Raw genomic sequence first — 24,610 nt, 5'->3', positions numbered from 1 at the left:
GAGGTGATATAGGTGATACCTTGTGCTTTTTAATTCTGATTCAGGTTAAGTAACCAGAGTTCAGGTTAAATAGTGAGGGTAGGTTTTAGCAAGTACTTCCAGCTTTTGTGTTTGTTGCTTTAGTTTATGTACATCTTCATGTTCTTCGTTGCAGTGGTTAATAACATATTGTGCGGTTTTTATTATATTACGCCAACGTGGTTTTTTAGGTAGTGTTTTAAGCGCTAAATAGCGCTCTAAGGTTCGCACTCGCAGCCGACCATCGTCAATGTTTACTTTCCACATTTTACTTTCTTCAGCTAGCTCAATTCTCGTTTTTGAACTTGTTTGTTCCCAAATACTCAGCGATAGCGTCATAACTTCTACAATTAATTGGCGAGTGTCTTGCTCCGTGTCGGTAGCTTCGTTGGGGATGGCGTTATTCACTGTATTTAGAGGTTTTCTTGTTTGTGCTAAATATTTATAGCTGAGCAGCACTCCTGCTATAAAAGCACTAAATACCGCTAATATATTATAAAGGGTTAAATAGTTATGTTGTGGCTTATTTGGGAGAATATCGGCTTGCTTCAAGCGTAGCTGGTATAGGTTGGCCGTATCAGCTCTATTTTGGCGTAACATTGTATTGTAATCTTCAAGCGTAATTAGCGCATCACGGTATTGTTTTGATTGCTGTTGTGACTGAGCGAGTGCGATGTAAAATAACTCTGTTAGTTGGCTGTTTTGATTGTGGTTTTCGGCTAACCCTTGTTTTAATAACACTTGTGCTTCAGTGTCATTACCTTCTAGTTGTTTTAGTTTTGCTTCTATTAATAGCGCCCGTTGGTCGACTTTATCATTTTGAATAAGGCTACGGGTACGTTTTTGTGTTGCTAGCCATTTTTGTGCCTCATTAAGTTTATTTTGAGCTAAAGCGATTTCAGCGAGTAGTAAGTAGGCACGTGAAGCTTGAGTATGCGCACCACTATTATTTAATTGCGTGAGCGTTGTGTTTATAAGGTTTATAGCTTTATCAAACTGTAACTTTTTAAAAAACACTTCAGCTAAGCTTATCAGCGTATGGTTTGCCTTTGTTTGATTGCCTAGTTGGGTATGCAGTAAATGCGCTTGTCGAAATGACACGATAGCATCATCTAATTGATTAATGTCTCGTGATATATTACCTAAATTATTTAAAGTAACGGCTTGGCGTTTTAAGTCGTTTAATTGCTTAGCAATGTCGTAACTGTTTAAAAATAAAGTTAAAGCGGTGTCTAAATCTCCAAGCGCTTGATATACATTAGCAAGATCATTCGATGTTTGACCTTCATAACTTAAGTTTTTTAACTGCGTAGCAAGCCTTTGTGTTTTATGAAAATAAGTAAGAGATTGAATATAGCCTCTTTGCCTGTATGCATTAATACCAAGTTGTCGCGTTACATGATATTGCTGTGAAATACTTAAACTTTGGCTAAGTAGTTGCTCAAGCTCTGAGTTTGCTAAGGCTAAATCACCAGCTTGCCTATACAGTACGGCTAATTCTAATTTAGCCTCAAATGATGCTGTTGAGTGTGACTTGAGTTTACTGATATTTTGCTTGCAAGTTAAAATATCACTCGTTATGTCAACCGATTTATTTTGCTTACAAACACTCGCCGATATCGGATAAGAAAAAAGTAAAAGTATAATAAAAACAATATTTAGAAACATCACTAAGTATGAGCTGTATTTGTGTTTAACTAAAAATAACACAATATTAACTTTTCGCCATAAAGATTATATGACTATTAAATGCTACGTATTTTTTGTGCAGGATTACCTGCAACCACGGTATTAGCTGCAACATTTTTAGTGACTACTGATCCTGCGCCCACAACAGCGTTATCGCCAATTATAACGCCAGCTAACACAATAACTCCCGCGCCAATCCACACATTATTACCGATAGTAATCGGTGCAGTAAAGTTCTCCTTCTTGAGCCGCTCTGTAGGGTTAATCGCATGCGAGACTGCCAGTAGCTGAACATTCGGGCCGATTAAACAATCACTGCCAATAGTTATGGCTCCTTCATTAATTGGGGCATCTAAAACAGTACAGTTAATGTTTATAAAAGTACGATCACCTATTTGTATTTGACTGCCATAGTCACAATGAAAGCCCGCTTCAATAATGACGCCCGAGCCGGAGTTAGCAAACAGCCCTGTTATGCGTTTTAAGTTGCCTTTGCTTGGGCTTTTATTAAACAAGCGGCAAATCTCATGGGTGGCTTTGCGTTGTTCTAAGTTTATTTTGTTTAAGCTGTTAAATGGCTTCATTGATTTTACCTTCCGCTATGCATGGCGCTAGCTTACCGTATTTATAAAATTATTTTTATCAGAATAAAACTGCTTTATTTTTATGCATTCACTTGCCATTTATTATGTTTCGTTTAAAATCTCCTAACTTTCGAAACGAAACTTAATTGTAATCGCTTATGACCAAACGAAACACCCAGCAACGCCGCCATCTGATCCTTACTCAAGTTAATGAATTAGGTGAGGTAGGCGTAGATAGTTTAGCTGAACAGTTTCAAACATCAGAAGTAACTATTCGAAAAGACTTAACCGCGCTTGAAAAAAGTGGCTTATTGCTGCGCCGTTACGGTGGAGCTATTGCGCTACCAAAAGAGATAGTAAGTGATGAGATCGATTCTAAGCGCAAAGTAGCGATTGCTAAGGCTGCAGCGGCGCTTATAAAAGATCATAACCGCATTATTATTGACAGCGGCCGCACTACTGCAGCGATGATCCCTGAGTTGGCTACCAAGCAGGGGTTAGTTGTTATGACTAACGCAATTAAAGTGGCAACACGTTTATTAGCACTTGAAAACGAGCCAACCCTTTTGATGACAGGTGGCACGTGGGATCCGCATTCAGAATCGTTTCAAGGGCAAGTAGCCGAAAATGTACTATGCTCATATGATTTTGATCAGCTGTTCATTGGTGCCGATGGCATTGATGTAGCGCGAGGAACAACCACGTTTAATGAACTTGTTGGGCTTAGCCAAGTGATGGCTAAAGCAGCGCGCGAAGTTATTGTGCTGGTTGAGTCAGAAAAGATTGGCCGAAAAATACCAAATTTAGAATTACCGTGGCAAACAGTTACCACATTAATAACCGACAGTGGCTTAGCGCATGATAAACGCGCAGCCATAGAGGCGTGTGGTGTAAAACTAATTTGCGCAAAGATTATACAATAGCAACTACACCGTGAGTTGCTAGAATTAAAAAATTAATGGAGACACTATGTGTGGAATCGTTGGGGCTGTTGCAGAACGTCCAGTAAATAAAATCTTAATTGAAGGCCTTAAGCGTCTTGAGTACCGTGGTTATGACTCAGCAGGTGTAGCTTTACTTGAAGGTAATACACTTAATACAGTTAAAGCAGTTGGTAAGGTTGTAAACTTAGAGTCAGCACTTGAAAAAGCTGGTGTTAGCGGCCACACAGGTATTGCACACACTCGTTGGGCGACTCATGGCGGTGTAACTGAAGCCAATGCTCACCCACATGTTTCAAGCAATCAATTAGCGCTTGTACATAACGGTATTATTGAAAATCACGCAAGTTTGCGTGCAGCACTTAAAGGCGACGGTTACGAGTTTTTATCAGATACCGACACCGAAGTAATGGTGCATTTAATTCATCAGTTACGCCAGCAGCACACTACTTTATTAGCGTCAGTTCAAGCAGCTGTTAAACAGTTTGAAGGCGCATTTGGTACCGTTGTGTTCGATAAAGCGAATGATAACGAAATTATTGTAGCGCGCTCAGGTAGCCCGTTAGTTATTGGTTTAGGCCTTGGTGAAAACTTTATTGCCTCTGATCAACTTGCATTATTACCGGTGACTCGCAGCTTTATCTTCTTAGAAGAAGGTGATGTAGCGCGCATTACTCGCGACACAGTAGAAATTTTTGATGCAGATGGCAACGTGGTTGAGCGTGAAGTTGTTGAATCAAACATCACACAAGATGCATCAGGTAAAGGTGATTACCGTCACTTCATGCTAAAAGAAATTTATGAGCAGCCACTTGCAGTACGTAACACTCTTGAAGGACGTTTAAACGACGACCGCGTAGCGATTGATGCCTTTGGCGACAGCGCACAGCAAATATTTAAAGACGTAAAACACGTACAAATTATTGCCTGTGGTACGTCATACCACTCAGGTATGGTTGCTCGTTACTGGCTTGAGCAATTTGCAGGTGTTAGCTGTAACGTAGAAATTGCTTCTGAGTTCCGTTACCGTCAATCGTTTGTACACGAAAATAGTCTGCTAGTAACAATTTCACAGTCAGGTGAAACGGCTGATACTTTAGCTGCACTGCGTTTAGCCAAAGAGCAAGGCTACATGGGGTCAATGACTATTTGTAACGTACCTGGCTCATCGCTTGTACGCGAATCAGACCTTGCCTTTATGACTAAAGCCGGTGCTGAAATTGGCGTTGCCTCTACTAAAGCATTTACTACACAGCTTGTTGGTTTGTTAATGCTTACTGCGTCTATTGCGCAAGAGAAAGGGCTAGATCAAAGTACGATTGTTAACGCTATTAAATTGCTTCCAGCTAAATTAGAAGAGACGCTACTATTGGCTGATGGCATTGCAGACCTTGCAGAAGAGTTTGCTGATAAGCACCACTCACTGTTTTTAGGTCGCGGCTCACAATACCCAATTGCAATGGAAGGCGCACTTAAGCTTAAAGAGATTTCATACATTCACGCAGAAGCCTATGCAGCAGGTGAGCTTAAACACGGCCCATTAGCACTGATTGATGCCGACATGCCAATTATTGTTGTAGCACCAAACAACGAGCTGCTTGAAAAGCTTAAATCAAACGTAGAAGAAGTACGTGCACGTGGCGGCATCATATATGTATTCGCTGATAAAGATTCACACTTTGAGTCAGACGACACAATGCGTGTAATCAACGTAAACCACGTAGACGACGTAATTGCTCCTGTTGTATATACAATTCCACTACAGTTGCTGTCGTACTATGTAGCGGTCATTAAAGGCACTGACGTTGACCAACCACGTAACTTAGCAAAATCGGTTACAGTTGAGTAAAATCAAAAGCTTATAGGTTTTGATTAATGTTAAAAAAGCGCTCAATGCGCTTTTTTTGTGCCTAAAATTCTGTTAGCTTAGGTAACTTATTATTCTCTAAGGGATTAGTCATGCGCTTATTAACCGTTATTTGTTTTGTTAGCTTTTTTGCTTTTAGTTCACAAAGTGCCTTTGCACAATCTGGCACTAAAGAGCAAAGTACAGATTACTCTCAGTACACACATACTATTAAATCGGTTGTTTTAAACGAAGAACGCACAGTTGTTGTGCAATTGCCTAAAAGCTACCAAGCTCAGCCAAATAAGGTATATCCTGTTATATATCGCTTAGATGGAGCGGGTAATATATCGCTTGCTAGTGCTGTTATTGAGCGCTTACAAAATGATAATCGTGCGCCTGAGGTTATTATTGTCGCTATTGAAAACACTAATCGACTTAGAGATATGTATCCTACAGTGAATAAAGAGCCACAAGGGCCTGTCGGTGAAGGGGGCGGCGCGGCAAAGTTTTTAGCGTTCTTTGAACAAGAGCTCATTCCTTTAGTAAATAAGAACTATCGCACGCATGACTATAAAGTGATTGCTGGCGCATCTGCTGGTGGTGTATTTGCGCTATACGCGTTGCAGGCAAATCCCGAACTATTTCAAGCGCATATTGCGTATAGCCCTGCGGTTTGGTGGAACTATGGCGCAATGGTAAAAAGCACAAAATCGTTTATAACTAAAAACAAAGAGCTTAACAGTTACGTTTATATCAATATCGGCGAAGAAGCCGGCATAATGCGAGAAAGGTATGATGAATTACAGCAATCACTGCAATCGCATAAAGCGCGAGGGTTACGCTTTTTTAATGATGCGTTTGATGGCATCTCGCATGGCTTAACCACTGCTGCTGGCGTATTTAATGCCTACTACAACTTATTTTTACCTAAACAAATGCCAATCAGTGCTTTAACTGACGATGTAGCCTCTATTGATGGTTATTACAAAACATTATCTCAACAATGGGGCGAGCAGATATCTCCACCAGACCGTGCTGTTAGATCACTCGGTTATAACCTAACGGGCAGCAAGCAGTTTACCCGTGCTATTGAGGTGTTTAAGTACAATTTAAAAAACCACCCAAAATCAGTTGATGCGCTTTCAGCCTTGTCCTACGGTTATGAAATGCAAGGAGATACTCGCCAAGCGCTTGAACAGATGGAGTCTGCATTAGCCATTGCAGATGACTCATACCCTTATATAAATTACTTAAGAGAAACAAAAGCTAGGTTACAAGCAGAACTTAGCAAGAACTAATAATATTGCCAACTTAGTTGTTGGCTTTTTATGAAAGCCTCTTTAGGTTTGAAGCGCTTACGGTGACAGTTAAATTAATTAAAAGAGTAGGACTTAAGATAAAAATATTGATTTTTAACGTGATTAAAGCCTTACCAAACAAATTAGAAGAAGCAATATTACTTGCTGATGGTATTGAAGACTAAGAAGAGTTTACTGGTAAATACTCATACTGTGAGTCAGATGGCCATGCGTGTAAACCATGTGATTGCCTCTATTGTATATACAATTCCACTACAGTTACTGTCGCACTATAAAGCGGAAATGAAAGCACAGATGTTGGCGAACCATGCAATTTGGCAAAGTCGGCCTAAAAATTTTAAAATCAATAGGCGACAGGTTTGATGTGAAAGGCGCTTTGTGCGCCTTTTTAATATGCGCGATTACCTAAATCATAAGCAAAGTAGCCATAGGCAATTACGAACATTAAACCTATAAATGATATATGCATTACGCGAGCTAAAATTAGATCGACAGGTCTGGCGTGTCGCAAAATGGCTTCATCATTAACAACCGTCGCTTTTGCGGGTTTTTGCCGCCTTATTACTTTGCTATACATGCTCACTCTTATGCCCAGCCCTTTATCCCAAAGTGGTTCATGTATCCCTTCCTCGCGCATTTTTTTCTCAATATGTTTCATTGAAATACGAGTAAAACATAAAGTTGAAATTAGATAGCTAATTATTATTGGTAAAGATATAAATAAAAAAATCTTTTCAGGAATCACATACATGGTTTAAAACCAATTCATATCAGAGAAGTAAGCATATATTAAGGTACAAGTGATTTTCTGTAGCATAAAACCTTCTGCCTATAATTTCGTCATGAAATTAATAAGCGCGCTCACCTAAGTCATATGCAAAATAACCATATACAGCTAGGGTCATCATAATTACGAAAGAGTAATGCATTGTGCGAGCTAAAATTAAATCGATAGGTCTGGCGTGTCGTAAAATTGCTTCGTCATTAACAACCGTCGCCTTTGCGGGTTTTTGCCGCCTTATTACTTTGCCATACATGCTCACTCTTATGCCCAGTCCTTTATCCCAAAGTGGCTCATGTATCCCTTCCTCACGCATTTTCTTCTCTATGTGTTTCATTGAAATACGAGTGAAGCACAAAGCTGAAATAAGAAAAGCAATTATAAATGGCCCAGTTATTATCCAGTAAAAAGTTTCAGGCATAAGATACATAGCTTAAAACCAGCTTATATTAGAGCTAAGGTCATAAACTAGACCTGAGAAACCCTTTCCAACAGCATCACCAACTTTACCTGCAGCATAACCAGCCCCCAAGCCTACACCTATAAGAATTACCCAGCCAACTGGACCCATTGCAATTGCTATCCCATACCCCTGTGGTTATAGTCGTACCGCCAACATATGCTCCTGCAGCTGTCCCTAAACCAAAACCTGTAGCTTCCCTGACTGCACTGCGCTGCCAGTCTTTACCTGCTTTGTAATCGTCATAAACGCTATCAGCTCGAAGACCAGCATCAATCGCAATGACAAACTTTCCTGCAATGTTGGATCCTTGCTCTAATTTACGTAAGTGCTGTATGTTAGCTAAAGAAGTTAATTGCAAGGGAGCTGAACTTCTTGCGCTTCTTGCTGTATCTATGCCTCGCTGCGCATTAGACCAGATATTACCCCGTGCAGATGCTTTCACTTTGCCTTTGAATTTAACCATTTCTCTTTTAAATACAGTGTTTAACTCTAGATGGGCTTGCTTTGCTTTGTTACCTAGTTTGATTAATTCTAATTTAGGCTGCTTGTTCTGCGATGCTTTTCTAATTTCAATTAAGCTAGTTTGGTATTTTAGAATCGCTTTTCCAAATGTACTTAATCTCACTTGGCTTGACTCTAATGAGGTAAGTGCTGCGCCAGTGGCAGTCAAGGTATCAAGATTTCTTCCAAGAACTTGTTGACTCGTTAAACCTCTTACTTTATCAACATATGGAGATATTTCCGCATCGTATAGCGCGGCAATAGCCAAAGCATCTTCATCACCGAAGTTGTTTACTATAGTACTGACATTTCTCTTTGTATGCTCAGGCTAAGACACCGTATTATCAAGTGCACAAGCTATATCTGGACGAGAGCGCCTGAAATCACTTTAATTGCTCTAAGTCATTACTGTTAAAAGGTAAACTTGCTCGACTTTTCGTATTGAAACATAAATCAAATTGAGACATGACATTTCCTTGTATCTAAAATTAATCCATCAGGCCGCAAAAATAACACACTTGAAATGCTGAAATCAATAATACAGCGTGTTCAGCTATTATTTGTAATGATTGATGTATGTGAAAAATAGTATTAATGCAAAGTGATATTCAGTGAATCATCGTTTAATAAAAAACAAGATGCATTTTATTTAAATCACTAACCTCTACTTAATAGCTGCTAAATACGCTAAAATTACAGGCTATTTTTAGCAATGAGCCCGCACCTTTTATGACCTCAGCCGCAAATCCTAGTAATTTCAACGAACTTGGCCTTATTCCAGAGCTAATTGCTCGTTTGTCTGATCTTGAATACTCGCAACCTACGCCGATTCAGGCAAAAGCAATTCCAAGTATCTTGGCGGGGAGTGACTTAATTGCGGGGGCAAATACCGGCTCAGGTAAAACAGCAACTTTTGCTTTGCCGATGCTACAAACGCTATTTTTAGCAAAAGGCGCGAATAAAACGCCGAGCAAAGGTAACTTTGTATCAGGGCTTATTTTGGTACCTACTCGCGAGCTGGCAGTGCAGGTAGCCGATAGTGTTAAATCGTATTCTGCTAATTTTAATGGCGCCATTAAAACGGTGGCGGTATTTGGTGGTGTGTCGGTTAATACCCAGATGCAAGCACTTCGCGGCGGTGCTGATATCATTGTTGCAACGCCAGGGCGTTTACTCGATTTAATCTCAAGCAATGCGATTAAGCTCGATAAAGTAACAACCTTAGTGCTTGATGAAGCTGACCGCATGTTAAGCCTTGGCTTTACTGAAGAGCTTGCTGAGCTATTAGCGCTTATGCCTGCTAAAAAACAAACCATGTTGTTTTCAGCGACTTTCCCAGAGCAAGTCACACAATTAACGCAAGAGCTGTTAACTAACCCTGTTGAAATACAAGTTCAAAGTAAAGACGAAAGCACCTTAGTACAGCGTGTATTTACGGTTAATAAAGGCGAAAAAACCACGGTTTTAGCGCATTTAATTAAAGCGCATAAATGGCGCCAAGCACTTATTTTTGTAAACGCTAAAAAAGACTGTGAGCACTTAGCAGGCAAGCTTGAAAAGCGTGGTATTAACGCACAGGTATTTCATGGTGATAAAGGTCAAAGTGAGCGTACTCGCGTAATTGAAAAATTTAAAGCTGGGGAAATAGAAGTACTAATTGCTACCGATATTGCAGCCCGTGGTTTAGATATTGAAAAGCTACCAGTAGTAATTAACTTTAACTTACCGCGTAGCCCAGCTGATTATATGCACCGTATTGGCCGAAGCGGCCGTGCTGGTGAAGTAGGTTTAGCGCTATCACTGATTGATTATGAAGACTTCCATCACTTTAGAATTATCGAAAAGAAAAACAAACTTCGCTTAGAGCGCGAAGAGGTAGCAGGTTTTGCTGTAAACCAAGCCAACCTTGATGCGGCTGAGGCGCTAAAAAACGACAAGCCAATGGCCAAGCCAGAAGGTACAGGTAAGAAAAAGAAGAAAAAAGCCAACCAAGAAGATGATGTATGGAGCGGCTGGCGCCGGAAATAAAACTATTTTATGGCAATAGGAAAAAAAGACGCGATGGCGTCTTTTTTGTTAAGCTTATAAAACTTAGATAACGCTTAACTCAGCGCGTACTTTTTCTCAAATTCAGCCACTTGCTGCAAAACCTCATCAACACTCTCTTGCAATTCACCGCCCATTTTAGTGAGCTCATGGGGGAAGTCATCTTGCATCAAGGTCATCAAGGCATACCAAACAGGTTTGCATTTATCTTTTAAGGCGTGTTTAGGTAGCTCTAATAGCTTTTTTGTTTTATAAAGCTGTTTTTTGGCCATAAGTAACGTTAAGTAAAGCGTAATGTCATAATCACTGTGCTCTCCATCCATATCTAACCATTGTAAAAATAATTCAAGACTTTGTGATAGGTTTTCCCCCCAAAGTAAAATGGTAGTTAGAGTATGAGCGCTATAATAATCAGGCTTTCGTTCATAACCAATTCTAGCTAGTGATAATGCCTCTTTAAAATTACTGCCTAGTTCAAAATGAAGCCAAGCTAATTGATTTATAGCATCGACAACTCCAGCATCAATAGCTTTGATAAAACTGGCTTTAGCCTTATCAGTTTTTCTTTGTTTTAGGTATAAGCCACCTAAATTAAGTAACGCATCATGATCACCATTTTCAGCAGCTTTCACATAATAAATCTCTGCTTTATCAAGTTTATTTTGCATTAAATAAAAGGTGCCTAAGTTAAATAGAGCATCTAGAATGCCACTTTCAGCTGCTTGTAAGTAATAACTCTCAGCTTCTTCAAGATTACCTTGCTCTCGGCTGGCATTACCTAAATTAAGTAATGCATCGTTATCACCATTTTCAGCTGCTCTTAAAAAGTAATCCCTAGCTTTACTTAGTTTTCCTTGTTTGCTATAAAAAAGACCTAAGTCAAATAGTGCATCGTTATTACCATTTTCAGCTGCTTTCAAAAAACAATCTACAGCTTGATCGAGTTGCCCTTGTTCTTGGTATAGATATCCTAAAGAAAGTAGGGCTATTGAATGCCCACTCTCGAAGGCTTTTAGGTAGCAAGTTATGGCTTTTTCAAATGAGTCACTTTCACGATACAGTTCGCCTAAACTCAGGTATGCTTCACTCTCGCCAAGTTCGCTAGCTTTGATTAAGTAGCTTTCTGATTGTTCAAATCTACCTTGCTGTTTGTAGATGTTTCCTAAATTAAATAAAGCATTTATATCGTTACTCTTAGCAGCTATCAAATAGTACTTTTCTGCCTCATCAAGGCGCTCTTCTCTATGGTACAGAAGGGCTAAACCAAATATAGCATGGCTAGCCCCACGTTCTATAGATTGTAAATAATAACGCTCAGCTTTATTAAAGTTCCCATCGTTTGCATATAAATACCCTGTAAAAAATAAAATTTCAGCGCTATTTTTTTGTGAGGTTATTAGTAGCTTAATTGCTTCATCAGTCTTTTTTTCACTATATAGTTGCTGTGCCTCGATAATTATTTCTTTATCTGACGCAGAAAGCTCATTAACGAAACTAGAATTTTTTGAAGTTAAATAGGCTTTCGTGCTTTCCTTCATTTCATGCTCAGTGTTTATATCTAAACCAGCATAGCTGAGCGCTTCACACATATGGTAAACGTAGGAGTCTTGCATTTTTCCGTTGCGGATAGCGGTCATAAAGTTTTTGGCTCTGCGCTCAAGATCTTCAGGGTTACACCACGATGTTAAAAAGTTAACTAACCACTCGACTTTTTGACGATCTTTTTTACGACCAAAGCGCATTAAATACCAAATATTAAAAAACCGTTCTTCAATTTTATAAATCTTATTTTTACCTATAGAAATAGATTCTACGATGCCGTATTTAGTTTCTAATTGCTTAAGCTGAGCCGATACGGTTTTACTTTCTAAGCGGGTTTTTTTAGCAATATCTTTAGTGCTAATGCCATCCCAGTTCATCGCGATGGTGTGCGTTATATCTTGTAACGTCTCAGGCAGGTCGTCCATGCGGTGTTTATATAATGGGGTAGCATCATCGAGTATTTTTAATAAATCATCAAAAGCATTACCGCCATCATCTACAAAAATATCAAATAGCATCACTATTGTTCTTGGTACACCCCCGGTTAACCGGCGTAAAGTTTCGATGCGTTCAGGCGTGCTTTTAATGATGAGAGCTATTTTTTTCTTTTGTTGTTCATCGCCCATGCTGGCAAGAAAATCAAAACACTCTTGTTTATTTAAGCCGATGAGTTTAATTATTTTGAAAAATTCGTAAAACGGTTTTCCGTAGTCAAAATGCTGCTCTAGCATTTTTGTTGAGCCACCAACGATTTTGAGTGTTGGCGATGTGAGGAGTATTTCTCTGAGCTTGCGTTGCTCTTTTTCTTTTAATTTACCTAGTAGCTCGTCAATGTTGTCTATCAACAATAATAGTTTTTTATTTTTCACTTTTACTGTTTTTTCTAAGTATGAAAAGCTTTTTAGTTCGTAATCGGCATCGTCAAAATGGTTTTCCATATCATCATGTATACAAGCAAAGTCATCTTCAGCTGTGCATTGTAAGTAATCAGCAATTTCTTCCCATAAACGGCTAAGTGAACGAATTTGATACTGCTCTTCCGAGAATTTTATTGGGATTAAAAAGTCAGCTAGCGTTGACTCAGCTTGTACTGCGAGTTTTATTTTTCTTAATAGGGTTGTTTTCCCCTGCCCCCGCTGGCCAACAATTATAAAGTGTTGGCCTGGAACTGTGTAATCACTGCTTTTAATGTCATCAAAAACATCGTCAAAATCATGATTGCGCACAACAAACTTAGCTAAAAATTCTTTTTCATCAATTTCATCGGGCGTGTATTTATAGCGTGAGTAATTAGTTTGCGACATTTTTGTTCCACCACATTCTTAAGATCGGAGAGTTAAATTGATAGGTTTTATTGTCGTCGTTGTTATTAATGTAGCCATCGTATATTAATGAATGCAGACAATCTTTTGCTTCATTGTCGTTTAAGTCATGTTTACTGGCAACATCCATAATATCGAGCAAGTTAATCTCTTTTTTGTTCGAAATAGCATTCAGTACTTCTTTACAAAATAAATACTCATTGTTGCCTAATGCGGTTTTGAGTTTACTTTGCCAGCTCTCAAAATGATTACGGTTATCTAATGCATTATGAATTGCTTGATCAATAACAGCTTGATCAATATTTTGATCTCTACGGTAGATTTTTTTAATTTCTTGGGTAATGAGCTGGATATAAAACGGGATAAGCCAATGTATGGTATTAAGTAAATAATTAATATCAGTTTTGTTGATTTTAATGTCTGCACTTTGAAACAGTGCGATAGTAAACTGCTCTGCTTCAGGGAAAGTTAAAGGCGGGACTTTTATATTGTTTAAATCGTTAATATGTTTAATTGCGTCAATTTTGGATACTACGCTTTCTAGACCTATTGAGCCTGCATAGATAAAGGTCACTTTTTGTGAAAACTTCTGATCTTGCCTTAATTCTCTATGGGCTTTTAGTAAGCTAATAGCGTTTTTAGGCTCTTCGTACTTTATTATGTTTTCAATGGTTTGCGCAAACTCATCAATCATAATAATGAGCTTTTTATCATGATCTAAATCTTTAATTAATCTGTGAAAAGCCTGCTTGTGATCTAGCATTTTGCCATCACCAAACTCAACGCCATCCATAGTTATCGAAGCTATTTTTATGCTTTTAATTTTATCCCAGAAGTTTTTAGTTTTTGTTTTTAGGCTAGCAATAAAGTCTTCTTCCATTAGCGCATTAAAAACCTTTGACCAAAATTCGGCTTCAGAATCAGCAGACTCTGTATCAATATAAATGGGGATATAATTTGCTTTAGGTTCATCAACTATTTTATACATTATTGATGTTTACCTACACGGCGAGGAGCGCAAAGGAGAATATGGCTACCGTTATCTATTGCTTCCCATATGTCCTCTAGTTCATAGGGTCTATTCCAAAAGTTTGTACTTCTCGCAGCTTGACCAACAATGTTTTTCATAGCACACCTCGTGACAAATTATATTTTGTTAGATTAGTTGGCAAATTATAATTTGTCAAACTTAATGGCAAATTATAATTTGTTATTTTTTAAATTAGAGGAATCGTTTTTAAACGTATATTTGAGAAGATATAAAAAAACCCGTGATTAGAAATCTAATTACGGGTTTTTTCATTTTGTGGCTTTAGCCCAAAACTTTAACTGGTCAATACACTATAAACCTAGTGTTCGTGAGCGTGCTCTTCCTCTTGTGCAATACCTAACCAAGTGATTGCAGCTGGTGGGAATGTTAGCTCTAGTTCACCTTCAATTTCTAAGTCTTCTAGGTGTACTTGCACAACGTGTTGGGCTATTGGGTCGGCTACGTAAGCGAACTGACCGTTTTGCGCCACTGTCATACTAAACTTCATGCCTTCAGGCATGGTTGTTACGTCTTCTTGCGTGATATCAACTTGGCCTGCTAGTTCCCAGTGCATTTCGCTGTCGTGCGCATGTGCCTCAAGTACGTTTAAAAAGCCTAGGCTGTCTAAAACTAAGAAGTGTTCACCATTCGCAGAGAAAGAGTAAGAAATAGCACTTGCGCCATCGGCTAGTTGCCATTCTAATTCTTCCATTTCAGCTTTTGCAGGATTTATACTCACAATCACAGCAGAGCCGCCACCGTGACCAGACGCTACGCCAATAAAGGCCTCGCTATCTTCGTGGCCATAAATACTACCAATACGTAAATCGCCAACGGCTGCAATGTTCGCTATTTTTTCAGCTTCGTACTCGTCGTCGTGTTGATGAGCTAGTAACACGCCATCGCTACAACCAAATGCTACATAGTCGTGGTTTTGTGCCGCGCCGTGTAAATCAGGGCAAGTAAGCTCTAAAGTTTGTTCAAGCTCATATTCACCATCATGGAAATGATAAACACCTACCTGATCCGGAAGGATTTTAGCGGCAGATGTACTCTCGGTATCATCGCGACGAATGGTCGCTAATAGATGCTCTCCACGAGGCTCTGCTACACCGTGCATATTAATATTGTAGCTAATACCTGGAAGGTTATCTGTTGCGTTTGTGATGTCGTTACCTGTTAATACTTCAACAGAGGCAACCGTGCCAGAGTCTGCATCACCATCATAAAAAACAGCTAATTGGCCGTCATGTTTTACAAGGTGAGTAGGGCGGCTGCCACTTGTTAGCTCATAACTGCTAGCCGCTGGGCTTTGCTCGTAGTCATGTAAATGTGCGCCGTGGTCTTCACGCCATAAACCACCATCAATAAAGCCGAGGTAATCTTGAGCGCGGCTAGCAATCACTGCATAACGAAAATCAGGTGACGACGATAGCGTATTTGAATCATTAGTAAGAGTGAATGTATCAAGAAGCTCATTGTCGTCTAAGTCGAAAAAGTTCGCTTCGTTGCTATCGCCAGCAAGTACCGCAAGCCTACCTAATGAATCAATAGTGTATTCATCACCATGGTCGTCACCCTCGCCATGATCGTGGCCGTCATCAGGCACTTCTATTGGGTCTTTTTCAACAATATTTGTTTCTGCATCACCACAAGCGGTGATTAATGTGCTGCTTATTGCCAGTGCAATTAGTTTCAATTTGAATAGTTTAGTCATGTTTATTTCCTTTATTTATAATTTTTTAGCGCTTAAAAATAACCGCGAACACCTAACGCAAAACTACGTCCTGGACGTGGTGCTATATCCTTTAAAAATGAGCTATGCACGCGCGCTTCTGTGTCTGTTAAGTTAGTGCCTCGTAGGTACACAGACACATCTTGATTTAGCACTGATAAGTCATATGAAACGCTGGCATCAAGCATGGTGTAGCCATTTGTAGCTGTTTCTTCTGGTGCTGTGCGGTCTTGCTCTTGATAGCGAGTTATGTGAAGGTGCGCACTCAGCTTTTCTGTTTGATAGCTAAACTCAGTACCGAATCGCAATGGTGGTGTGCGGGGTAAATCGCCACCATCTTTAAGGCGGGCGCGAACGTAATCTGAGAATAAATCTACTTTAAATTCATCGGTTAACTGCCATGCAACTTGTGCTTCAAAACCATGTAAAACGACGTCATCTGTTTTGAATAAATAAACAGGCAGCTCAGATGAGTGATCGTGTTCATCACTGTGGTCATGTTCGTCGCCGTGATCGTGCTCATCACCATGGTCATGGCCACTTTCAGCGTATAAGCCCGTGTTTATTTGGTAATAATAGTTATCTACTTGGTTATAAAAAGCGTTAAAAATGAAACCGATATCACCTTGGGTTTTACGCAAAGTTAAATCAATATTATTGGCTGTTTCTAGATCAATAACTTGCTCAGATAAACCAAGATGACCATCTTCATGCATATCAAATAGCGCACCAACTTCATAAGTGCCAGTACCAATGTGAGGGCCAAATGATAACAATTCAGAAGCTGAAGGGGCGCGCTCTGAACGAGATACCGATAAGCCCAAGTTGTAACTAGGCGCAAAATCCCACACTACACCAGCAGATAAGCTAACAGGAGTGAACTCGTGTTCTGCGTTGAATACACGAATGATATCGGCGCTTTCTTCGTGAGCGTGTTCTTGACCGTGATCATGATCGTCATGTCCATCTTCATCATCATGTGCGTGAGCATCGATGCTTGGTAATAGCACGTTGTCTGCATCAATTGTTACACGTTCTACACGACCACCTAGTTGCACTAAAAAGTCACCAAAGTGTCTTTCTTCCATCAGTGCTATAGCAAAGCTTTGTGTTTCTGATGGCGGTGTAAATGCTTCTGAGCCTTGTGCTTCAACATCGCTTTGTTTGTAATGAAAACTTAAGCCACCGTTCCATTCCCTAAATTGGTTATGCATTAGGTCAACGCGGAACTCATTGGTTTCATTTTTGAAAATAGTACCCACTGAGCCATGCTCGATTTCAGCATGTTCGTAATCTGTAAAGCCTGCGCGAAGGTTTATTTTATTAAGCCATTTATTATCGAGGTTATACTCGCTTAATAATTGCACCTTAGTTTGCTCTAAGTCAGCATATACGCTTTCTTCTGCGATGCTTTGTTCTTCTTCACCGCCATGGGTATGGCCTGGAATGCCGTATTGACGATTAAATTGCTCAACAGCTATACCAACAAAACCTTGATCAAAAAGGTAGCTAGTACCAAGGGTGAAACCGTCAGATTCTTCATTGCTGTTTGCAACGGTGTAATCGCCACTATGGTCATCATGGGCTAATTCAGCGGCCACGGGTATTTCATAGTCATCGGCTTCACGCCAAAACGCATCGGCATAAAACGCAAAAGAATCGGTTCCTGTAGTGGCGTTAAACGAGGCTACTTTTTGATTATCAACAGAGTTGTGCTCAAGGTTCCATTCGCCGCGAGTCGTGCTGTCGGTAGGCACACGGTTATCAACTACATTGACCACACCACCAATGGCGCCGCTGCCATAAAATAAAGTGGCAGGACCACGTAGTACTTCGATTTGTTTTGCGGTTGACGCCTCTGATGCAACGGAGTGATCAGGGCCAACGCGAGAAACATCACTGACATCAAGGCCGTTTTGAGTAATTAGAACACGCGGCCCGCTTAAGCCACGAATAATCGGTGTACTGGCTACTTTTGCATGAAAGTTAGTATTAACCCCTGGGAGTTTTTCAAGGCTATCGCCAAGTGTTGCTGCTTGCTGACGTCTTAATTGTTCGCCAGATAATACGCTAACGGGAGATGTTGATTCCATTGCCGACATGTGAATAGGCGTTGCTTCAATATCAATTACTTCGATAGGTGAGCGTTCTAAGTTAAAGATAATTGACTGGCTTTTATCATCACTAAATGTGATATCTCGATGCAGATGGGCATAACCAGGGGCGGTAATATGAAGTTCTTTTGAACCACTTTTTAAATCAGTTATTACGAACTTACCGCTTGCATCTGTTACTGCTGTTATATCAAAGCCTTCAACTTCTACCGTTGCGTTGGTCACCACTTTACCTTGGTTGTTTAAAACAACACCTTCGATGGTATTTGCAAGCACACTTGCAGGTAATAAAGCAGCTATCAAAACAGCTAATTGAGATTTTCGTGTCATTTGAATTCCTTTGCGAATGTTATATTGTATCAATTGTGCTTGAAATGTTATATTGTATCAATAGTTAATTAACTAAAAATCATTCAGGGTATACAATTTGGCTATATAACCTATATAAATTCAGTGCTTTAAATCTTTATTGTCATTGTTTAGGTGTTGTTTGTGGGTGAGTTGTTTGTTGTGAAGCAAAAGTTAGTTGTTACATTTATTTATCTCTAGTTAATAAATTTTTAGATAAAACTACAACGGAGGCATTGGCAACAAGGATGGCAAAGTTAAAACGCCAGCTCACTTGGTTAGTGTGGGTAATATGAATAAACAGCAATTTAAAGAGATGGTTGGCTTTGCGATAAAAAGATGTGAAGCCTCTGAAAAAAAATTAACGCCAAAACGTCAGCAGGTATTTGAAATTCTATTGCAAGCAAATAAACCTTTGTCTGCTTATGAGTTAACAGATCAATATAATAAGCAAATAAATACACCGATTTTGGCAATGTCCGTTTATCGGATATTAGGCTTTTTAGAGTCGGTAGGTCTGGTACATAGATTAAAGTTAGAAAATAAGTTTATACCGTGTAGTCACGTTAATGATGATAGAGAGCATCAACTATCGATGTTTTTAATTTGTAGCTCTTGTAATAAAGCAAGTGAGATGAAAGACCTTAATAATTCGGTTAAATCTTTGTTTAAACAGCTTGAAATGAAAGGGTTTGCGCCAACAACTTCGCAACTAGAAATCTCAGGTGTTTGCTTTGGGTGTCAGCAAAGTACCGCTAACAAAATTAAAAAGAAGGATAAAAAATGAAACTGATTCAAACGGCAGCAGACAAATTTGCCATTGGGCTTTCGTTAATGTGCACGGTACATTGTTTTGCAACACCGGTTATTTTAGCGCTGTTGCCAAGCATTGCTGTACTGCAAATAAATGGTGAACAGTTTCATTTATGGATTCTTGCTGCCGTACTACCAACAAGCTTATTAGCTTTGAGCTTAGGCTGTAAAAAGCACAAACGTATACGTTATATGGCGTGTGGAGTTGTTGGTCTAGTCTTTTTGATAACTGCAGTATTATTAGGCCATGAAGTGGCCGAAAAAACCTTCACTGTAATTGGCTCTGCTTTTATCGCGCTAGCGCATTGGTTTAATTACCAACAGTGTTTTAAAAAGCATGACGAAAAATGCCCGTGTTCAGTAGGTGGATCTGACCAAGTAGCCTAGCAATACAAGGGCTCGATTAGGTATTGGGAGTCAATCATTTCAGCTTTTAAGGTTTCTCTATATTTTTGTAGTTAAATAAGGGATATTAAAACTCTTTAATATCCCTTTTCCACTTTACCAATGCTGCAATGAATTCGGGGCCAATACCACAGCAGCCACCAATAATTGTTGCGCCAAGGTTGTGCCATTGCTTGGCAAACGCTACATACTCAGCGGGTGATAAATCGCGGTAACCTTGCGAGCCTTCATTGGCTTTATAGTCGCTGGCTATTGGTGTAAAGCCATTCGCAAAGGCCCCTAAATCAACATTTTTATTCTGCTGTTTTAGCACAGTACTTGTGTCGCGTAGCGCTTGTTCAATGACCTCGGGAATAGAGCAGTTGAAGAATATGCCCGCTATATTATGTTCGAGCAATGCTAAGGTAGCATCGGATACTAATTCACCAGAGCGTAATGTTGCTTGATCGCTTACTTCATCACTTAAGGTAAATGCGAAATAACATGGTTTGTTTGAATTTTTAAGCACCGTTGCCATTACATGAGCTTCTTCAATACTGGAAATAGTTTCGCCAATCCAAATATCTACATATTCATCTTGTGCTTTATATAGGGTATCTAAAATAGTAAATGCGCGTTCACCTTGGAAAAAATCAGCACGGTACGATCCAAATGCGGGTGGCAATGAACCCGCTACTAGCACGTTTTGTTTAGTGTTTTGAGCCGCTTCTTTTGCAATTACAGCGGCTTGCTGTGCAAGTGCTGCGCCTTGCGCTTGATATAATGCTTCACCTAAATGAAAGGGGACACACGCATAGCTATTTACCGTAATAATTTCTGCCCCTGCATTTATAAAAGCTTCATGTGCTTGAGTTACGCATTGCGGTGCTTCTATTAGAGCTTGCGCACTCCAAAGTGGCTGTGAAAACGGCGCGCCCATGCGTTTAAGTTCACGGCCCATGCCGCCATCTAATATTGTTAACCTGTTCATGGTGGACTTCTAAACGTCTAAATATTTAAAGTTATTCAAACATATTTTTTGAAAATTCATAATGAAACTTCATCAGGTTGAGTATGAAAAAAGTTCAACATGCTTTAAACAGGCACAAAAAAAGCGACTACCCAGTGAGGTGTCGCTGTTCTTTTTATAAGTAAGCTATTACTTATAAAACGCTTCTACAGTGCCTTTTACTTTCATAAGTAATGGCTGACCGCGACGGTCTAGCGCTTTAGGCGCTGCTACTTTAATCCAACCTTCGCTGATGCAGTATTCTTCAACGTCAAAACGCTCTTTACCGTTAAGAGTAATACCGATTTCATGTTCAAATACTTCTTCTACATAAAATTTGCTACGTGGGTTAATAGACAGTTGATTAGGTAATTCTGGTTTGTTTGTATCAGTCATAATAGTGATCTGCGTTGAATTAATTATGCGCTATTGTAGGCAATAGCAGGCTTATGCTCAAGCAAGAGATCAATAAACTAAGCGGCTTTATTATATTTATATTGTGATGTGCTTTTATAGGGCTGTTACATATATTATGAGAAGGGTTAAGCAGTCGGTGGAAATACAAAAGAGGTTTTATTGATATAAAATTTGGCTGTCACCTTCTTGTCATTAAAATTACCTTTATTAGTAACATCCATTTCCTATAGTGCAGCGGTTGATGTTTTTGAGTTCACACTTTTTAAAATAACCACTACATAACAGGAATTAGGATGAAAATTAAAAAAGTCGCTGCGGCGGTTGGGCTAACATTTATGTTAAGCGCTGCTAGCCATGCAAATGTACTACCACAAAGCCAAATAAATAATAACTGGTATACAAATGCACAAACTACGTTAGCTACTAAAAACACCCAAGCACAAAGTGCACAAGTTACAAAAGCAAAAAACGTGATTTTATTTGTTGGTGACGGCATGGGTATTTCTACCCTAACGGCAGCGCGAATTTTAAAAGGCCAACGAGCAGGTAACCCAGGTGAAGAAGGCTATTTAAGTTTTGAAGAATTTCCATATTCTGCACAAGTTAAAACCTACAACGTAGATGCACAAACTCCCGATTCTGCAGGCACAATGACAGCGATGATCTCAGGTGTTAAAACTGATGTAGGCGTGATTGGTGTAGACGAAGACATTGAACGCGGTGTGTGCTCAACAGTTGCAGGAAACGAGCTTTTAACAGCAACAGAACTGGCTGAAATTAAAGGCCTAGCAACAGGTGTTATTTCTACCGCACGTATTACTCATGCAACGCCAGCGGCAACGTATGCTAAATCGGCAGATCGTAACTGGGAAGATATCTCAGATATGCCAGAGGGCTCAGAAGGCTGTGAAGATATTGCCTCACAGCTAGTTAACTTTGAAAAAAATCTAGAAGCGCGCTTTGTAGGTATTGATGTAGACGGCCTTGATTTTGTAATGGGCGGCGGTCGTCGTCACTTTTTACCAAAAGATGCTACGGCTAATTCAAGTGACGCAGTGAGCGCTGTTGAAGGTGATCGTACTGATGAGCGCAATCTTGTAACTGAGTGGCAAACACAATATCCAAATGCAACGTACGTTATGGACCAAGCTGGGTTTGATGCTATTGCTGACGATGTAACCCAAGTATTTGGTTTATTTAACGAATCTCACATGCAATACGAAGCCGACCGCAGTAATGACGTGGCAGGTGAGCCTTCACTTACCGACATGACCACCAAAGCGATTGATGTACTGGGTAAAAACGAAAATGGCTTTTTCTTAACGGTTGAGTCGGGCCGAATTGACCACGCACATCATGCGGGTAACGCTTACAACGCACTTAACGACACCATTGAATTTGCCAATGCAGTGCAAGCGGCAATCGATAATACCAACCCAGAAGAAACCCTTATTTTAGTGACTGCCGATCACAGTCACGTATTTACTATTGCTGGTTACCCTAAACGCGGTAACCCAATTTTAGGTCAAGTAGTTGCTGTAGGCCAAACAGTGCCAAGCCTTGCTGCCGACGATATGCCATACACCACGGTAGGTTATGCAAACGGACTGGGTTTTAGAGACTTAGGCGATGAAACTAATGCCGATGCAGCGTACTTAAGCGGTCCAGTCGCTGGGCGTGTTGAGCTAAACGGCGTTGATACAACAACCCCTGGTTTTCACCAAGAAACAACCGTACCACTGGGCTCTGAAACGCATGCTGGTGAAGATATTTCATTGCACGCTAAAGGCCCTGGCGCACAACTTGCTCAAGGTGTAATTGAGCAAAACGTTGTATTTCATCTAATTAACCAAGCTCTTGAATTAACTCAGCAATAATGGCGGCGAACATGAAAAAATTAACAGTACTTTCTTTAGCAGTAATGGTCGCGCTAGCGGGTTGTTCAAGTGATGACGATAAAAGTAATAACAACATTATCGCAGTAGACAACGCAATAGCTGTGGGTTCAGCGCAATGTATTAATGGCGGTGTAGAAACGCAAGTGGGCGTAGATACAAACGAAAATGGCGTGCTTGATAGCGACGAAGTTAACTCATCTAACCTAGTGTGTAATGCGCCGGCAACGTCGTTAACTATAGATCAATTAGCTAACCTTACAGGTAACGCATGGTATAGCGACGCGCAAACTAAGTTAGCGGCAACGCAGCAAGCTAATACCGAGGTGGTTACTGAGTCGGTTAAGGCTAAAAACGTGATTTTATTTGTAGGCGACGGCATGGGTATTTCTACCGTTACGGCTGCACGTATTTTAGCTGGCCAGCTTGAGGGCGGCATGGGTGAAGACTATCAACTTAGCTTTGAAACCATGCCTTACTCAGGCTTTGTTAAAACTTATAATGTAGATGCACAAACACCCGACTCTGCAGGCACAATGACGGCTATGGTGTCTGGTGTTAAAACCGATGTAGGCGTCATTGGTGTAGATGAAGATATTGAGCGTGGCAATTGTTCAACCGTTGCCGGTAATGAACTGGTGTCTTCGCTTGAGCTTGCCGAAATTGCAGGTAAAGCAACAGGCCTTATTTCAACGGCGCGCATTACCCATGCAACGCCAGCGGCAACGTATGCTAAATCGGCTGATCGTAACTGGGAAGATAACTCAGATATGCCAGCAGGTTCAGATGCTTGTGAAGACATTGCATCGCAACTTGTTAACTTTGAAGCCAACCTAGAAGCACGCTTTGCCGGTATTGATGTAGATGGCATAGACGTAGTAATGGGGGGCGGTCGTCGTCACTTTTTACCAAAAGATGCCGCGGCTAATTCAAGTGATGCAATGAGCGCGGTTGAAGGGGATCGTACCGATGGCCGTAACTTAGTTACCGAATGGCAAACAACTTACCCTAACGGCAACTACGTAATGGATCAAACTGGTTTTGATGCCATTAGCGACGATGCAACAAAGGTATTTGGCTTATTTAACGAATCCCACATGCAATACGAAGCCGACCGCGCAAACGATGTAGCGGGCGAGCCTTCGCTTTCGCAAATGACCGAAAAAGCAATTAACGTGCTTGATAACAACGATAAGGGCTTTTTCTTATCGGTAGAAGCGGGACGAATAGACCACGCGCACCACGCAGGCAATGCATATAACGCGCTTAACGATACTATTGAATTTGCTAAAGCCGTTAAAGTGGCGATGGACAGTACTAACCCAGAAGAAACATTAATTGTGGTCACAGCCGATCATAGCCATGTGTTTACCATTGCAGGTTATCCTAAGCGTGGTAACCCAATATTGGGTAAAGTGGTTGGTGTAGGCCAAACCGAGCCAAGCCTTGCCGCCGACGATATGCCTTATACCACCGTAGGTTATACCAATGGTTTAGGTTACAGAGACTTAGGCAATGAAACTAATGCTGACGCCTCTTACTTAGCTGGACCTGTTACAGGACGTGTTGATTTAACAAATGTTGATACAACAACACCAGGTTTTCACCAAGAGTCATTAGTACCTCTTAGTTCAGAAACCCACGCGGGTGAAGATGTAGGTGTATACGCAATGGGCCCTGGCGCTCATTTAGTAACAGGCACTAATGAGCAAAGCTTTTTATTCCATGTAATGGACTTTGCCGCAGATTTTGTAAAAGCGGCGGATGAAAAAGTAGCGCAATAAATCAACTAGCTAAACAAACAGCCCGC

At 40.3% G+C, this 24,610-nt stretch carries 20 protein-coding genes; 9 read left to right on the top strand and 11 right to left on the bottom strand.

Annotated features, from left to right (window positions below):
• Positions 1-60: 60 nt before the first annotated feature.
• Together AB8618_RS15565 and AB8618_RS15560 are read right to left on the bottom strand one after the other, a co-directional pair.
• A complete protein-coding gene (locus AB8618_RS15565; protein ID WP_409424235.1) occupies positions 61-1,728 on the bottom strand; it encodes a tetratricopeptide repeat protein in 1,668 nt (555 codons plus the stop codon).
• A 35-nt stretch (positions 1,729-1,763) separates the two neighbouring features.
• Positions 1,764-2,291: a sugar O-acetyltransferase gene (locus tag AB8618_RS15560; RefSeq protein ID WP_413400997.1), complete on the bottom strand. Its 528-nt coding sequence runs from the start codon at positions 2,289-2,291 to the stop codon at positions 1,764-1,766.
• Positions 2,292-2,449: 158 nt separating this feature from the next.
• Here AB8618_RS15560 and AB8618_RS15555 point away from each other — a divergent pair, with 158 nt between their 5' ends.
• The 4 genes from AB8618_RS15555 (at position 2,450) to AB8618_RS15540 (ending at position 6,564) form a co-directional block, all read left to right on the top strand.
• Complete coding sequence (locus AB8618_RS15555; protein ID WP_413400996.1) at positions 2,450-3,214, top strand: DeoR/GlpR family DNA-binding transcription regulator; 765 nt, start codon at positions 2,450-2,452, stop codon at positions 3,212-3,214.
• A 46-nt stretch (positions 3,215-3,260) separates the two neighbouring features.
• A complete protein-coding gene (glmS, locus tag AB8618_RS15550; RefSeq protein WP_413400995.1) occupies positions 3,261-5,081 on the top strand; it encodes a glutamine--fructose-6-phosphate transaminase (isomerizing) in 1,821 nt (606 codons plus the stop codon).
• A 110-nt stretch (positions 5,082-5,191) separates the two neighbouring features.
• Positions 5,192-6,379 carry an alpha/beta hydrolase-fold protein gene (locus tag AB8618_RS15545; protein ID WP_413400994.1) on the top strand — a complete coding sequence of 396 codons (1,188 nt, stop codon included), beginning with the start codon at positions 5,192-5,194 and terminating at the stop codon, positions 6,377-6,379.
• A 62-nt stretch (positions 6,380-6,441) separates the two neighbouring features.
• Positions 6,442-6,564: a hypothetical protein gene (locus AB8618_RS15540; RefSeq protein ID WP_283235062.1), complete on the top strand. Its 123-nt coding sequence runs from the start codon at positions 6,442-6,444 to the stop codon at positions 6,562-6,564.
• Positions 6,565-6,788: 224 nt separating this feature from the next.
• Here AB8618_RS15540 and AB8618_RS15535 read toward each other — a convergent pair whose 3' ends face one another.
• The 3 genes from AB8618_RS15535 to AB8618_RS15525 form a co-directional block, all read right to left on the bottom strand.
• The gene (locus tag AB8618_RS15535) at positions 6,789-7,151 is read right to left on the bottom strand and encodes a hypothetical protein (RefSeq protein WP_409424231.1); all 363 of its coding nucleotides are present in this window, start codon (positions 7,149-7,151) and stop codon (positions 6,789-6,791) included.
• A 97-nt stretch (positions 7,152-7,248) separates the two neighbouring features.
• Positions 7,249-7,602: a hypothetical protein gene (locus AB8618_RS15530; RefSeq protein WP_147154738.1), complete on the bottom strand. Its 354-nt coding sequence runs from the start codon at positions 7,600-7,602 to the stop codon at positions 7,249-7,251.
• 85 nt (positions 7,603-7,687) lie between these two features.
• A complete protein-coding gene (locus tag AB8618_RS15525; RefSeq protein WP_409424230.1) occupies positions 7,688-8,413 on the bottom strand; it encodes a hypothetical protein in 726 nt (241 codons plus the stop codon).
• A gap of 461 nt (positions 8,414-8,874) precedes the next feature.
• On the opposite strand from AB8618_RS15525, the gene AB8618_RS15520 reads away from it, so the two are divergent.
• The gene (locus tag AB8618_RS15520; RefSeq protein ID WP_413400993.1) at positions 8,875-10,173 is read left to right on the top strand and encodes a DEAD/DEAH box helicase; all 1,299 of its coding nucleotides are present in this window, start codon (positions 8,875-8,877) and stop codon (positions 10,171-10,173) included.
• 74 nt (positions 10,174-10,247) lie between these two features.
• Here AB8618_RS15520 and AB8618_RS15515 read toward each other — a convergent pair whose 3' ends face one another.
• The 4 genes from AB8618_RS15515 to AB8618_RS15500 form a co-directional block, all read right to left on the bottom strand.
• Positions 10,248-13,037, bottom strand: a complete 2,790-nt coding sequence (locus AB8618_RS15515; protein WP_409424228.1) for a tetratricopeptide repeat protein — start codon at positions 13,035-13,037, stop codon at positions 10,248-10,250.
• Positions 13,024-14,043 carry an ATP-binding protein gene (locus AB8618_RS15510; protein ID WP_409424227.1) on the bottom strand — a complete coding sequence of 340 codons (1,020 nt, stop codon included), beginning with the start codon at positions 14,041-14,043 and terminating at the stop codon, positions 13,024-13,026. The genes AB8618_RS15515 and AB8618_RS15510 overlap by 14 nt, the downstream gene beginning before the upstream one ends.
• 361 nt (positions 14,044-14,404) lie before the next feature.
• Positions 14,405-15,802 carry a 5-methyltetrahydrofolate--homocysteine methyltransferase gene (locus tag AB8618_RS15505; protein ID WP_413400992.1) on the bottom strand — a complete coding sequence of 466 codons (1,398 nt, stop codon included), beginning with the start codon at positions 15,800-15,802 and terminating at the stop codon, positions 14,405-14,407.
• A gap of 32 nt (positions 15,803-15,834) precedes the next feature.
• Positions 15,835-18,264: a TonB-dependent receptor gene (locus tag AB8618_RS15500; protein WP_413400991.1), complete on the bottom strand. Its 2,430-nt coding sequence runs from the start codon at positions 18,262-18,264 to the stop codon at positions 15,835-15,837.
• Between the two features lie 310 nt (positions 18,265-18,574).
• Between AB8618_RS15500 and AB8618_RS15495 the strand changes: the two genes are divergently transcribed.
• The gene (locus AB8618_RS15495; RefSeq protein ID WP_409424224.1) at positions 18,575-19,069 is read left to right on the top strand and encodes a Fur family transcriptional regulator; all 495 of its coding nucleotides are present in this window, start codon (positions 18,575-18,577) and stop codon (positions 19,067-19,069) included.
• A complete protein-coding gene (locus AB8618_RS15490; RefSeq protein WP_413400990.1) occupies positions 19,066-19,482 on the top strand; it encodes a MerC domain-containing protein in 417 nt (138 codons plus the stop codon). The genes AB8618_RS15495 and AB8618_RS15490 overlap by 4 nt, the downstream gene beginning before the upstream one ends.
• A gap of 85 nt (positions 19,483-19,567) precedes the next feature.
• Here the strand turns inward: AB8618_RS15490 and AB8618_RS15485 are convergent, their stop codons facing one another.
• Positions 19,568-20,470, bottom strand: a complete 903-nt coding sequence (locus AB8618_RS15485; RefSeq protein WP_413400989.1) for a homocysteine S-methyltransferase family protein — start codon at positions 20,468-20,470, stop codon at positions 19,568-19,570.
• 168 nt (positions 20,471-20,638) lie between these two features.
• Positions 20,639-20,884, bottom strand: a complete 246-nt coding sequence (locus AB8618_RS15480; protein ID WP_008112798.1) for a DUF3297 family protein — start codon at positions 20,882-20,884, stop codon at positions 20,639-20,641.
• 314 nt (positions 20,885-21,198) lie between these two features.
• On the opposite strand from AB8618_RS15480, the gene AB8618_RS15475 reads away from it, so the two are divergent.
• Together AB8618_RS15475 and AB8618_RS15470 are read left to right on the top strand one after the other, a co-directional pair.
• A complete protein-coding gene (locus AB8618_RS15475) occupies positions 21,199-22,782 on the top strand; it encodes an alkaline phosphatase (RefSeq protein WP_413400988.1) in 1,584 nt (527 codons plus the stop codon).
• 11 nt (positions 22,783-22,793) lie between these two features.
• Positions 22,794-24,584, top strand: a complete 1,791-nt coding sequence (locus tag AB8618_RS15470; protein WP_413400987.1) for an alkaline phosphatase — start codon at positions 22,794-22,796, stop codon at positions 24,582-24,584.
• Positions 24,585-24,610 lie beyond the last annotated feature (26 nt).

This window comes from Pseudoalteromonas sp. RW-H-Ap-1 (genome assembly GCF_048318575.1).
GTDB lineage: Bacteria > Pseudomonadota > Gammaproteobacteria > Enterobacterales > Alteromonadaceae > Pseudoalteromonas.
This window is presented reverse-complemented; position numbering and strand designations above follow the sequence as displayed.